The following is a 14293-nucleotide window of genomic DNA, read 5'->3' on the forward strand; positions in this document are numbered from 1 at the left end:
GGGGGGATTCAGGGAAGCGCTAACTCATTTCACATGCACTCTGGCACTCAGGCCGGTCCGCAATCAAGGCGTGGTTTCGAAGGCATGTCGAGACCTGTCGAGAAATCACAACGCAGAGTTCGGACCGGCCTGAGCGCCCCGCAGGGCGAGCGCTCAAACATGCATCTGACTGCGTTGCGCTGCTTGCCAATAGAACCACTATTGGCTGCGCATCGCGCCTTGCATCTGCACGCTTGAGTACTCGCAGAGGGCGTGTGAAATGAGTTAGAGCTTCCCCTGGGGGCCGGGCAAGCTGCCACCCTTGGCTCGCCGTGAAGGCGAAAGGCTGACACAGCAATAGCGCAAACCTGAGATGGTAAACCGCAAAAGACGGTGCACCGCCGATCTTCCGAACAGAAAAAAACCGGTACCCATCCGCGCGGGTACCGGTTCAGGCCATCTGGCCAGAAGGGCTACTGTCGCAGCCCACGCACGATACAAAAAGCTGCCGATCAGGGCGCCTCGGCTACCCCCGTTGTCATCGCCGCGACACCGTTGTTGCCATGCTCCATCAGGGCATCGTTTTCCAGACTGTAGGGCGTCCATGCGAGCGACTCGGTGCTAGGATCGCCAGTGCGGGCAAAGTTGCTCCACTGGGTCATCAGCAGGTCAGCCATGGCCATGTCCTGTGCCCCCCAGCGCATGGAGGCATAGATATCCGCTGTGTCGCCCTGGGTCCCGGTCACACCGTTGTTGTTCAGGTCACCAATCTGCGGCCGGGTATAGGCGTCGGTCAGTACCAGGCCGAGCAGATAGTTCTGCACCAAACCGGCCGGATAATTGAACAGGTACGGCAGCTCGCAGCCATGGCAACTGCTCAGCCCCAGATCATCCCAACCCGGCGGCACCCGACTGAAGCGATAGATGTACTGATTAGACTGATACTCGGCGCTGCGCTGCTGCAACCAGATCGGCAAGGCGGCACGAATCGTGGTGTAGTCGCCGTTGGTCACCCCGGCCATCAGCGGCACATCGCTGGGCATGCCCTGCTGCACATTCCCGTAATAGGTGTTGGGCAGGTAGTAATTGTCCGAGTTGGGCCGATAGGTCTCCCGACGGATGTTGTTGTCCAGGTCTGCCTGGGCAAAGGCCGTCCAGGGCAGCGCCCGCGCCTGTTCCAGAGTGGTGACCCCGGCCCGCTCGAACAGTGCCTCACCAATAGCCTCCGACACCCCCAGCGAATCGGCCGGCGAGCTTTCCGTTTCCAGCGGCGCAACGCCACTCTGCACAATCGCCTTATGGAACAGTCCGACCGCCTGCGGCGAGTTCATCAGCGAGTAGACCTTACCGCCACCACCGGACTGGCCGAAGATGGTGACATTGCCTGGGTCTCCGCCAAACGCAGCGATATTGTCGCGAATCCATTCCAGCGCCATGACCAGATCCATCTGGCCATAATTGCCGGAGCCACCGTACCCACTCTCTGCGCTCAGCAGCGGATGGGCGATGTAGCCGAATGGCCCGAGGCGGTGGTTGACGCTGACCTGCACCACGCCCTTGGTGACCAGCCCGTTGGGGTTGTTGTACTGCGGCGAGTTGGCCGACAGGATGGCGAACGAGCCACCATGGAACCAGACCATGACCGGCAGCCCCTCGGCATCCTTGGGTGCGGTGATATTGAGATAGAGCGAGTCTTCGCTCATGCCACCTTCATTGACCCGCTCCAGGGTGAAGTCCTGCGCCGACTGATCCGCCCAGGACGTCGCTTCACGCACACCCTCCCAGGGCTCGGCCGGTTGCGGCGGGCGCCAGCGCAATTCGCCCAGCGGCGGTTTGGCGTAGGGCACGCCGAGGAACTGCCAGGTTGAGGCATTGGCTTCAAAGCCGCGCAGCCTGCCGCCGGTTGTCTCGACTTCAACCCGAGGGCTGGTCGAACGCTGAAAATGCGCCAGCGCATCGGCGGTATCGACAACCTTGCGGGCACGGGGATCGGTATCGGTAAAGGCACCAACGTCATCCAGTCGCTCCAGCATGGCCGTCAGGCTGTTGCGAAAGACGGCACTGGGCTGATCAAAGTTGATATTGCCGGCGTTGAACGAGACTTCCTCGCGGATCTCGTGGGTGATCTGGATGCCATTGTTCAGATTGCCGTCGGCGTCCAGTGTCTGCAGCAGAATCAGCATATTGATGACACGCTGATCGCTGGCCGACTCTGCACCGGAAACAATGCTCAGCGGTGTAACTTGGTCAGCGCCCACTGCCGATCCCAGTTCCAAGTCGCCGATGAAGAAGCGGATGGTTTCATCCTCACGATAGCGGAAGCCACCCTCGGCGTCAGTCTGGCCAGCTGGCGTCGTGCTGCCCTGGTAATCCAGCCCGGCCACCGGGCTGTCAATGAACACCCCGGTCTGCGCAGGGTTTGCGTCGGAGCCGCCGCCCCCGCCACCCAAGCACCCCGTCAATGCCAGAAACAGCGGGGTCAAAGTCAACCCCAGCGCGGCTGAGCGCGCTGGTTTACGCACATTTGAAATACCCATTTGCACTACTCCCTGTTGCTTGCAGAGCGACCGCACCGGGCTGCCGCAGCAGCCGGTGGGTCATGTACCAACCCTGAATTGAGTTGCCGGCAGCGGCGACTCAGTCGTCGCTGAAGCGCTCGCCCAGATAGGACTTCGCCTCGGCGATATCGGTAAGCTCGACATAGGATTCGCTGGTGGCGTTGTAAATCGGATAGCTGATTTCACCGTCGATGCTCGGGTTGCCGGTTTTGGCGAAGTTGGTCCAGATGGTCATCATGCGGTCGACAACCTCCTCGTCGGTGACGTCAAATCCCGCCGAAGCCATGATGTCGGCCGGATCGCCACGCGAGCCGCTGACACCGTTGCCATTCAAGTCACCGATCACCAACGAACTGCCGGTTGCCGGATCCAGTACCAGACCGAGCTGGTAATGGGTCACCACGCTATCAAGCTTGTTGAACAGATAAGCCAGTTCTGCCGCGTGATAGGCCTGCATGCCACGTGCGCGCCAACCCGCCGGCTGGTGGGCGAACAGGGTCGCGTACATTGGCTGAGCCTTCAGCGGTGCCATCCAGGGGAATACGTTGACGGTTGTGGCGATCGGCTCCTCGGTGTCGTTGGTGTTGACGCTGAACATGAACGGCACATCGTTATCCCGCTCGGTCTCGAACAGCGCACGCTCGGATATAGGCAGGTAGTAGTTGTCGACGTTGGTGTACTCGTTACCCGTGGCAGCTGCAGCAACCTCCTGCCAGGTGGCCTCACGCATCTCGGCCAGCGATGCGACTCCCATGCGATCCTGAATTGTCAGGCCAAGGGCCTCGCCATCGGCCAGCGAGCGGGTATCCGGACGCAGGGTGCCGCTCTGACTGATCGCGCGGTGGAACAGCCCTGCGGCCTGCGGCGACGCCATCAGCGACAGCACCTTGCGGCCGCCGCCGGACTCACCAAAGATGGTGACGTTATCCGGATCGCCGCCAAAGGCCTCGATGTTGTCCTGCACCCACTGCAGCGCCATGATCAGATCCATCTGGCCATAGTTGCCGGAACCGCCATAGTTGCTCTCGGCGGTCAGCTCCGGGTGCGCCAGATAGCCAAAAGCGCCCAGCCGATGGTTGACCGAGACCTGCACCACTCCCTTGCTGACCACCGCTTCGGGGTTGTTGAACGGAATGGTGTTGCTGGTCAGGGCAGTAAAACCGCCACCGTGGAACCAGACCATAACGGGCAGGTTGTCGGCGTCCTTGGGCATGGTGACGTTGAGATACAGCGAATCTTCACTCATACCGCCTTCACCAAAACGCTCCAGCGCCGCGTTCTGGGCGGCCTGGTCACTCCAGGCGACGGCATCGCGCACGCCTTCCCAGGGCTCTGCCGGCTCGGGCGCACGCCAGCGCAGCTGGCCCAGCGGCGGCCTGGCGTAGGGTACGCCAAGGAATTGCCAGGTCGTGTTGCTGGATTCGAAACCGCGCAGCTCGCCGCCGGTGGTAGCCACGACAATGCGCTCACCGGTCGAGCGGCTGAAATGCTCGCGGGCATCGTCTGCCGCTACCACCTTGCGGGCACGGGGATCGGTATCGGAAAACGCGCCGGCACTTTCCAGATCCGCAACCAGGCCGGTAATCGCCGTGCGGAAATCCGCCACCGGCTGAGCGAAATTAATGTCCGCAGCAGCGAGCGAGACTTCGGTGCGAATCTGCTCGGTAATCTGGATACCGTTATTCAGATTGCCGTCGGCATCCAGCGTTTGCAGCAAAATCAGCATATTGTTGACCCGAGGGTCAGATGCGTCGGTTGCCCCCTGAATAATACTCAGCGGTGTCATCACTTCTGCGCCGACAGCTGCCCCCAGCACGAGATCACCAATGGAGAAGGTAACCGTTTCGCCCGGGCGATAGCGGAAGGTTCCGGTTTCACTGGTTGTACCAGTGTTGCTGCCAGCACTGTAGTCAAGACCTGCCACGTGGCTGTCCACAAATGTGCCGGTGCGACGATCATCGTCACTCCCGCCACCGCCGCCACCAAGACAGCCGGCCAGCGGCAAGGTAATTGCCATCAGGGATATGCTCAGATAGCTGAGACGCTTGGGAGGTGTTGCGATACCGGGGTTCATGCTGCTCTCCGTTTTATTGTTGTAAGAAGCGAAGCAAGAGAAGTGACTGACTGGTCACCGCTCCGCTCCGGCTGAGCATAGGCAGACTTGCAAGGCACAACAACGGAAAAATGAATGATCATTCGCAGCGATACGGCGACTCATTTTCGAGACGTCAATCCTCTCCGTCTCGGCCAGTGCTTCCCCTCTCATGTCACGGCAGATAAGCCTATTAAATGGAGCGAACATTCATTCTTAATGAAAAACAGTCATCTATGAACGCTCGACCCCACGTCCCCATCACCACCGGCGCTTCCCGGAAGAGGCCTTTAGCGAGACAGAACACCATGACCAAACAGCTGCACAGCAACCCTGTTGAGCAATATTCACCGCGCTGATGGCAGCAAACGCGAGCGCAGAAACGCCACGGGCGCCTTGCGGCGCCCGTGGGTTGGAGGGGTAAAACCGGTGAATCAGGTCAGGTCGAAACGATCAGCGTTCATCACCTTGTTCCACGCTGCAACGAAGTCGGTCACAAACTTCGCCTTGGCGTCATCCTGGGCATAGGCCTCCGCCAGCGCCCGCAGCTGCGAGTTGGAACCAAACACCAGATCCACCCGAGTACCGGTCCACTTCACCGCGCCGGTCTTGCGGCAACGGCCTTCAAACACATCGGCATCGTCCGAGGTCGGGAACCATGAGGTGCTCATGTCGACCAGATTGACGAAGAAGTCGTTGGTCAACGCACCCGGGGTGCTGGTAAACACGCCGTGCTTGCTGCCACCGTGGTTGGCGCCGAGAACCCGCAGGCCACCGACCAGTACAGTCATCTCCGGCGCACTCAAGCCCAGCAACTGCGCCTTGTCGACCAGCATCTCCTCGTCCGAGACGGTGAACTTGGTCCGGCGGTAATTACGGAAACCATCAGCCTCGGGCTTGAGCGGCTCGAACGACTCGGCATCGGTCTGCTCGTCAGTGGCATCGGTACGACCCGGCGCAAAGGGTACGGTCACACTGTGCCCTGCATCCTGCGCAGCCTTCTCGATAGCCGCCGCGCCGCCCAGCACGATCAGGTCAGCCAGCGAGACCTTCTTGGCACCGGCAGCGTTAAAATCTGCCTGGATGCCTTCGAGTACCTTGAGCACCTTGGCCAGTTGCTGCGGCTGGTTGGCTTCCCAATCCTTCTGCGGTGCCAGGCGAATCCGTGCGCCGTTCGCTCCGCCGCGCTTGTCAGAATCGCGGTAGGTCGAGGCTGACGCCCAGGCAGTCGAAACAAGCTCGGCAACGCTCAGACCGGAGCCCAGCAACTTGGCTTTCAACGTGGTGATGTCCTGCGCATCGATCAGCGGGTGATCGACTGCCGGCACCGGATCCTGCCAGATCAGATCTTCCGCCGGAACTTCGGAGCCCAGATAGCGCACCTTCGGCCCCATGTCCCGGTGGGTCAGCTTGAACCAGGCGCGAGCAAAGGCATCGGCGAACTCTCCCGGGTTCTTGTGGAAGTGCTCGGAGATCTTGCGGTACTCCGGATCTTCACGCATTGCCATGTCGGCGGTAGTCATCATGATACCGACCTTCTTGCTGGGATCCTCGACATCCGGCGCGTGGTCTTCCGGCGCAAGATTCTTTGGTACCCACTGCCAGGCGCCGGCCGGGCTCTTGGTCAGCTCCCAGTCATAACCCAACAGCACATCCAGGTAGCCCATATCCCACTTGATCGGGTTAGGCGTCCAGGAGCCTTCCAGACCGCTGGTGATGGTATCGCGGCCCTTGCCGCTGCCGAAGCTGCTCTTCCAGCCAAGCCCCTGCTCCTCAATCGGCGCCGCCTCGGGCTCCGGGCCCACATGCGCCGCGTCGCCGGCACCGTGCACCTTGCCAAAGGTATGGCCGCCGGCGGTCAGCGCCACGGTTTCATAATCATTCATCGCCATGCGAGCGAAGGTTTCGCGAATATCGCGGGCCGAGGCGAGCGGATCGGGCTTGCCATCCGGGCCTTCCGGGTTGACATAAATCAGACCCATCTGAACGGCAGCGAGCGGGTTTTCCAAATCACGCTCACCGGAATAGCGGCTGTTCGGCTTGTCGCTGGTCGCCAGCCACTCGTCCTCTGCCCCCCAGTAAATGTCTTCCTCGGGAGCCCAGATGTCTGCGCGACCGCCACCAAAACCGAAGGTCTTGAAGCCCATGGATTCCAGGGCAACGTTACCGGCAAGGATATACAGATCCGCCCACGACAGCTTACTGCCGTACTTCTTCTTCACCGGCCACAACAGGCGGCGGGCCTTGTCCAGGTTGGCGTTATCGGGCCAGCTGCCAATCGGCGCGAACCGCTGGTTGCCGGTAGAGGCGCCGCCACGGCCGTCGGCCGTACGGTAGGTACCGGCCGAATGCCAGGCCATGCGGATCATCAGCGGGCCGTAGTGACCGTAATCCGCAGGCCACCACTCCTGGGAATCGGTCATCAGCGCGGTGAGGTCCTTCTTGACCTCGGCGAGATCGAGTTTGCTGAACTCGGCGGCGTAGTCAAAATCGCCACCCATGGGATCGGATTTGGGATTGTGCTGGTGCAGGATCGCCAGATTGAGCTGGTTCGGCCACCAGTCCTTGGTCATCTTGAGTCGGGTATTAGACCCATGCATTACCGGGCATCCGCCAGTCTTCTTGTCAGTCATGTCAGTCTCCGCTCTTGTTTGGGGTGTCATATCGCAGGATCGGAGGGAGTCAGTCTGCTGAGCGCCTGGGAACCTGCAACCTGCAAGTAAGTTAAGCACGGAGCCGGAATAGCGCCATTAACTTAAATCAAAGCATTCAATAGGCTTTGACTATAAAAACACCCCAAGCGATGTTTTAACGCCATCGCGCTGGCGCATCAGCGCCGGGTTGTGCTGAATAATGGCGGAAGGACATGGGAGTCGAACCCACCAGACACGCGTTGCGCATCTCACCGGAGTTGAAGTCCGGGCGCCCCACCGGGGACGATGTCCATCCATTGCAGCGGCAGGCTCAGCCTGCCACCAGGAAACGTTGTTCGCGAACGAAACGGGTCACGCCCGCGCGATCCAGATACTCCAGTACCTGAATGGTCAGGTTGCGGCCGATGCCCGAGGCGTCGCGGTACTCGGCGGCGTTAAAACTGCCGGACGGCGAGTCTGCCACCAACTGCCGTGCGACCGCTACCAAGCCTTCCACCTGTGATGGCAGGTAATAACGGTTGGGTGCTACGGCCACCAATTCACCCGCTCGCTGCATGCGCTGCAAGAACGCTTTAAGCACATCAAGCTCGATACCCAGCGCGCTGGCCAGTTCGCCGACAATCGGCGGTCGCAGCCCGCCCGGTGCCAGCTCGGCAGCCACCCGCGCCAGCAGTTCGGCATCCCCCGCCTGCAACTGCGGCCGGTGATCTGGCAAATGCAGCGCCCAGGCGGTGCGTTGCAGCCGCCCCTCGGCCTGCCAGCGCTGCAGCAACTGGCGCGCCACCGGCAACGGCAGTTGCAGGCAGCCGACCAGCCCAAGCTGCCCCTCCCCCGGCCCGAGTAATTCGGGGTGCTGCTGATGCCAGTCGGCCAGACGCTCGGCCAGTCGCTGCCAGCGCGCTTCGCTGGCCTCGACGGTCAGCGCGACCCGGTGACCGGCCGCCGCCAGCACGATCAGGCCCTCAGCCGGCAGCAATTGCTCAAGCTGGTCGGCGGACAGATTCAGTTTCAGCGCCAGTTCCGGCAGCGCCACCGCACCCTGCAGCAGCGCTGAGGCCATGACCTCACCTGGCATGCTGGCGGCCGCCCAGGCTGACAGCCATGCCAGCCGCTGCGGATGACTGCGGCCACGGCGCAGGCCCTGCGGGTCCAGCACCCGGCCGCCACCCAGCGTGGTGTTGGCCGCCGGATCGCGAATGATAAATCGATCTCCCCAGACTGCGGCCGCCGGCTGCTCCAGCATCAACTGCGCCAGACCGGCCGCTTCATCTAGCAGTACCACCCGCACCGAATGGATCGCCGTACCCAGATGCAGTTGCAGCACGCCCCGGTGCCAATGGCTGTGCGGCAATTGTGCAAGAGACACGTCCAGCCGATCACTCAGCGGCAGGACCTGCTCACTCAGCCAATCGCCACGCTGGGGCTGTTCCGCCGAAACCGCACCACCCAGATTGAGCGCGCAGCGTTGCCCGGCTTTAACCTCAACGACCTCACTGGACGCCCGCTGCAGGCTGCGCACCCGCACCTCCTGGCCATGCAGCCAGAGTGTCTGGCCTACCTGCAGGCGACCGCTGACCAGCGTGCCGGTCACCACACAGCCCGCCCCGGCAATACTGAAGCGCCGGTCGATCATAAAACGTGCCGGGCTGTCGCTCGGCCGTACCTGCCGCCGTTCGGCCCGCGCCAGTAGCGCCTGACGCAAAGGGTCGATGCCCTGCCCACTGGTACTCGACACCCGCCACACATCCGCATTGGCCCAACCCGCCTCGGCGGCCAGCGCCTGAAGCTGCTCGACAACACGCTCGCGCTGAGCGTCATCGACCAGATCGCAGCGGCTGATCACCAGCGCCAGCTCGCGTACCCCCAGCAGCTGCAGAATCGCCAGATGCTCGCGGGTCTGGGGCATCACGCCGTCATCAGCGGCGACCACCAGCAGCGCCATATCCACCCCGGCGACGCCCGCCAGCATGGTGCCGATAAAACGCTCGTGGCCGGGCACATCGATAAACCCCAGCGGCTCGCCGGTCTCGCTCGGCAGCCAGGCAAACCCCAGCTCGATGGTCAGCCCACGGCGTTTTTCTTCGGCCAGCCGGTCGGTGTCCACGCCGGTCAGAGCACGGATCAGCGCCGTCTTGCCATGGTCGACATGCCCGGCAGTGGCGATGATCACCCTGCCACTCCCAGGGCGGTGCGCAGCGCTTGTGGGTCTTCCAGGCAGCGGCAGTCGAGCAGCAGGCTGTCGTCGGCAATGCGGCCAATCACCGGCTGCGGCAGCTGACGCAGGCGCTCGGCCAATTCACGCAGCGCACGACTGCGCTCACGCCGATTGGCGCTGGTGCTGCACATACGCAGCGCGGCGCTGGGCAGCACGTCGAGCGGCAGCGAACCGGAGCCGATCTGACTGCTTACCGCGCAGACATCCACGGTAAAACCATCCCCCGCCCACTGCTGCAGGTCAGGCAACACAGCGTCGCAGGTCTGGCGGATCGACTCGGCGCTGCGGGTCAGCAGCCGGAGGGTCGGCACCCGCTGCACCAGGGTGTCCGGGTCGGCATACAAGCGCAGCACCGCTTCCAGTGCTGCGAGGGTCAGCTTGTCGCAGCGCAATGCGCGCTTGAGCGGGCTTTTACGGATACGTGCAATCAGATCGGCACGCCCGGCGATGATGCCGGCCTGTGGCCCGCCGAGTAGCTTGTCGCCACTGAAGGTGACCACGTCGACGCCTTCGGCCAGCACCTGAGCCACCACCGGTTCCGCTGGCAGCCCCAGCGCCTGCAGATCGATCAGCGAGCCGCTGCCCAGATCCACCGCCAGCGGCACCTGATGTTCACGGGCAATCGCTGCCAGCTGCGCCTCGTTGAGCGCGGTGCTGAAGCCTTCGATGCGGTAGTTGCTGGTGTGCGCTTTGAGCAGCAGCGCGGTACGCGGGCCAACGGCTTCACTGTAGTCGCGCGGGTGGGTACGGTTGGTGGCGCCAACCTCGCGCAGCTTGCAGCCGGCGCGGGCCATGATGTCTGGCAAGCGGAAGGAGCCGCCGATTTCGATCAGCTCACCGCGCGACACCACCACCTCGCGGCGGTTCGCCAGTGCGTTGAGCACCAGCAGCACGGCAGCGGCGTTGTTGTTGACTACGGTCGCGGCCTCGGCGCCGGTCAGGCGGCAGATCCACTGCTCGACGTGATCGTCACGGTCGCCGCGTTGCCCGCTGGCCAGATCGAACTCCAGATTGCTCGCGCCGAGGGCGACCGCATTCATCGCCGCCACCGCTTCCGGCGGCAAGGGCGCGCGGCCCAGATTGGTATGCAGCACCGTCCCGGTCAGGTTCAGCACCGGTCGCATGGACGGCGCCAGCGTCGCCAGCAGGTGCTGACGCAGCCAGTGCACCAGTGCCTCGTCGTCGCTGATCTCGCCGTCGCGCCAAAGCTGCAGCGCGGCACGCACACCATCAACCACCAGTGCGCGGCCGTGATCGGCAATCAGTTGCTGCACCAGCGGCCAGGTCAGTACCCGGTCGACCGCGGGTGGTCGGTTAAAGGTGGCCGTCATGCGACCACCCTTGGCTCAGTCTGCGTCGCCGCTTTGCAGCAGGCGCAGAATCTCTGCCAGCGCGCCATCGGCAAGCGCGCGCATTTCATCGTCGGTGCGGTCCTGAATCGGATGCGGAACAAAGACCATGGCCGGATCAAAGCCAAGGGCCTTCGACTGCAACGCCGCGGCCTGAACAAATTCACTGGAGGCAACCCCTACTCCCGGGATCTGACGTGACTCCAGGTCTGCGATGTCATGCATACAGCACGACGTGCAAGACCCTCAGTCGGCCAGACCTTCCACCAGCAGATCCACCTCGGCGGCCATCTGCTGCTTGAGTTCGGTCGGGGCAATGCGGGTGAAGGTCGGCTTGTTATAGCGCTTCACCGCAATACCCATGGCTGCCAGCTGCTCCTCGATACGATCGAGAAAGACATTACCGCGTGGCTTGGAAATGTCGAGCAGACCGACCACCTTGCCTTCAAGGCTGGCGGGACGGGCCAGACGCGCACGCTGCGCCGGCGCCCGTTCCGCGGTCGGATCGAGCACAATGCTGTGGTTCATGACGTTACCTCACGTGTTACCGGAGACGAACCAACCGGACCTGAAGCGGCCCAGCCGGCAATAATGGCGGAGAACAGGCCGGCGGTGCCTCCAGCCCGGACGATCAGCAGCCCGCCCGGACGGAACTTGGGCACCTGCTGATCCTTGAAACGTTCGGGGATACCTTCGGCGATGCCACCAGCACCGGCTACCAGCTCGGCACCGGGTGCCAGCAGCAGCTTTTCGAGTTCTTCGCGCAGCCGCTGTTTCGACCAGCCAGCTTCGATAAATACCCGCGCATGTTCGGGCGAGACTACCAGCACCGCGTCACCGGCCATCGCCAGCTTGGCGTGATCCACCGTGCGCAGCGACAGCGCAAAGGAGCGCGCCAAGGATTCAGGGTCACGCGACTTCTGATCGACAATCCCCTGCACACCCTCGCCGGGGAACAGCGTCACTGCCGAGCGCCCGGCTTCGATGCCACGCTCCTGCGCCAGCGGCAGCCAGTCGGCGTCTTCAGCCTCGGCAAAACAGAAACTGTACTTACCGGGATTGCCCAGGGTTGCGCGGTCAATCTCACCGGGGCGACCACCGCCGACGTTGCGGATGAGCAACTGCAGCGCGCGGCCGATGGTGGCGTTGGCGCGGTTGCCCTGCCCCAGCGCGTTGACGCCGGAATTCATGCCGATGGCGCGGGCGGCCGGGCCGTTGACCACAATCATCGGGCTGCCAAACATGGTGGTGCAGATCAGCCCGTGCAGGCCGAACTCATCGGTCAGTGCCGCTTCCAGCGCGGCCAGCAGCACCGGCATATATTCCGGTTTGCAGCCGGCCAGTACTGCATTGATGGCGACTTTTTCGACCGTCACCGGCACCAGATCCGGCGGCATCAGCCCCACCACCTCGTCGGGCTGGCGGCTGGTGCCCTTGAGCATGCGCAGCACCCGCACCGGCGTCGGCGGCACCACCGGCAGGCCATCGCTCCAGCCGCGCTCGAAGCAGGCTTCCATCGGGTCTTCGGCGCTACCCATGTCGATCTCGCGCGACTGCAGGCGAATATCGCCAAAGGCCAGTTCCAGCTCTTCACTGATGCCCGGCTCCAGCGTCTTCGAGCCACAACCCGGACGCATTACCGGCAGCGCCTCGCCCAGCTCGGGCAGGCCGGTCAGCTGTCGCCAGTCTTCCTTGTGCCAGCCGTAGGTGCGCTCGACTTCCACGCCGTTCTCGACCCGAATCAGCGTCGGCACAAACTCGATGCCAAGGTGGAAGGAGTGTTCGAGGGTTTTGTCGTACCGGGAGGATGGCAGGTCGGCGGCATACTCGGCCGAATCCTGCGCGTAGACAGTCAGCGGCCCGGCCTGGGCAATCTCGGCCAGCAGCGGCTCGACCAGTCGACAGGTCGGGCAGTCAGCCTTGGCGACGACGATCAGGCCGTCGGGAAGTGCAGGTTTCATGGGCAGCCCTTTGAGGGTCTTGTGTCTCGATTAGCAGACAGAATAGGCAGGCTGCCATCCAATTCCAACCACCGACCGCCGTCATGGATGCGCTGATTGAAGGGGTATCAATACAAGCGAAGCAGCTCACCAGCGCGCGTAATGGTCCTCCACCAGCCCCCAGGCGCCATCCAGCGTCAGCGTCTCCCCGGCAATCCGCAGCTCGCCGCGGTATTGACCGAAATGCTGTTTGAAATTGGAGGCTAACAGCAGCGCGTTGAGCTTCTCCTGTCGAGTGCCCGCGGGTTCGAACTGCAAGTCAACCTGCCCGTCCGCCGAGCGCAGCTGCCAGGGCCCCAGCGGCTTGGCGCGGTCGAATTGAAAGTCGACCATGTCGACCTTGATCAGTTGATCGTCCAGCCAGATGCCGTTCTCGGTAAAACCGGTTTCATTCACCCCGGCCGCCAGGTTGAAACCGATGCGCCGCCCATCAGGCAGCCGGCAGGACAGACTGCCCCAATTCCAGAACGTCTCCCGCCGCATGAACCCCGCCGACCAATCTACCGCCGCGAGCGCACCGAGCTGCCGCAGCTCAAACTGCTGCCCTTGCCAGCTGACGCGGCCACTGCAACCGCGCGCAGCCGTCTTGCGGGTGAATACCCAGCCCGAGTACCCAGCCCGCGTACACACGGACAGCGGCTGCTGGCTCGCACCCTCGTCAATCCGCGCATCAATGCGGGTACCGTCGGCCAACTCGACCAGCAAATGCCGTACACCCGGCTCTGCGGCAGGGTCCACCACAATGCGGTTGGCGCCCTTGGAAAACTCCGCCCGACCATCACCGGGGCGCGGTTCAATCTGTGTGTGCCGCGCCAGCGGCTGCAGAAAGCTGAACTCGTCAAAGCGCCGGGTGCGCGGATCGAACAGGTACACGAACGCATTGCTGACCAGCTTGAGATCGACAATCGCCACACCAACGATCAGCTCAGGGCTAAGCAGGCTGATGAACTGAAACTGATTGCAGCAAAAGCGCTTGGCCAAGTGCGAACGCGGCTTGTCCATCACCGTGCGCAGGTCAAAGTCCTGGTAGTTGATCTCCTCCACCCCGTCGGGGAAGAGGCCATAGCGGGGTTGGCCGGATGCGTCGATCAGGCGGGGTAATGCGGGCATTGGCGTGCTCTCTTGTTATTGGCAGAACCGAGCTCGACGAGCTGCGCTCAGTAAAGCAGATGCTGCATGCCAACCCTATCGCATTGACGGAAAAGTGCCAGAGCCATTGGTGATTGGGCAATGGATACTGCGCTAACGCGAACCCGCAACTGGATCCCTGCCTGCGCAGGGATGACGAAGGGCTTTGGTAATGGGCGCGATTTTGAAAACCGGCCCCGCCTGTGCGGGGATGACGTGATTAAGTGGATTGGTTAACAGAAATAGGACCAGCTCTCATGACGATCTGCTTGAGCGCAGAGCACCAACACACATCACGTTTCCCCGTCATCCCCGCGT

At 62.8% G+C, this 14293-nt stretch carries 8 protein-coding genes and 1 tRNA gene; all 9 read right to left on the reverse strand.

The features are described 5' to 3' along the window. Nucleotides 1-491 precede the first annotated feature (491 nt). On the reverse strand, nt 492-2381 hold the full coding sequence (locus B7O88_RS14260) for a carboxylesterase/lipase family protein (RefSeq protein ID WP_216359013.1): 1890 nt from the start codon (nt 2379-2381) through the stop codon (nt 492-494). Nucleotides 2382-2616: 235 nt separating this feature from the next. Then, nucleotides 2617-4611 carry a carboxylesterase/lipase family protein gene (locus tag B7O88_RS14265; protein WP_088276816.1) on the reverse strand — a complete coding sequence of 665 codons (1995 nt, stop codon included), beginning with the start codon at nt 4609-4611 and terminating at the stop codon, nt 2617-2619. A 452-nt stretch (nt 4612-5063) separates the two neighbouring features. Next, complete coding sequence (gene katG, locus B7O88_RS14270) at nt 5064-7262, reverse strand: catalase/peroxidase HPI (RefSeq protein WP_088276818.1); 2199 nt, start codon at nt 7260-7262, stop codon at nt 5064-5066. Nucleotides 7263-7483: 221 nt separating this feature from the next. After that, a tRNA-Sec gene (locus tag B7O88_RS17995) sits at nt 7484-7578 on the reverse strand. A gap of 15 nt (nt 7579-7593) precedes the next feature. Then, nucleotides 7594-9453 carry a selenocysteine-specific translation elongation factor gene (selB, locus tag B7O88_RS14275; RefSeq protein WP_160003189.1) on the reverse strand — a complete coding sequence of 620 codons (1860 nt, stop codon included), beginning with the start codon at nt 9451-9453 and terminating at the stop codon, nt 7594-7596. Beyond that, the gene (gene selA / locus B7O88_RS14280; protein ID WP_088276822.1) at nt 9450-10829 is read right to left on the reverse strand and encodes an L-seryl-tRNA(Sec) selenium transferase; all 1380 of its coding nucleotides are present in this window, start codon (nt 10827-10829) and stop codon (nt 9450-9452) included. The genes selB and selA overlap by 4 nt, the downstream gene beginning before the upstream one ends. 15 nt (nt 10830-10844) lie before the next feature. Beyond that, nucleotides 10845-11375: a UGSC family (seleno)protein gene (locus tag B7O88_RS18300; protein WP_276527218.1), complete on the reverse strand. Its 531-nt coding sequence runs from the start codon at nt 11373-11375 to the stop codon at nt 10845-10847. Beyond that, nucleotides 11372-12808 (reverse strand): thioredoxin family protein, encoded by a 1437-nt coding sequence (locus B7O88_RS14295; RefSeq protein WP_088276826.1) that lies wholly within the window; start codon nt 12806-12808, stop codon nt 11372-11374. The genes B7O88_RS18300 and B7O88_RS14295 overlap by 4 nt, the downstream gene beginning before the upstream one ends. 126 nt (nt 12809-12934) lie before the next feature. Continuing rightward, the gene (locus B7O88_RS14300; RefSeq protein WP_088276828.1) at nt 12935-13957 is read right to left on the reverse strand and encodes a DUF2804 domain-containing protein; all 1023 of its coding nucleotides are present in this window, start codon (nt 13955-13957) and stop codon (nt 12935-12937) included. Nucleotides 13958-14293: the final 336 nt, after the last annotated feature.

Origin of the sequence: Halopseudomonas aestusnigri (assembly GCF_002197985.1) — a bacterium.
GTDB lineage: Bacteria > Pseudomonadota > Gammaproteobacteria > Pseudomonadales > Pseudomonadaceae > Halopseudomonas > Halopseudomonas aestusnigri.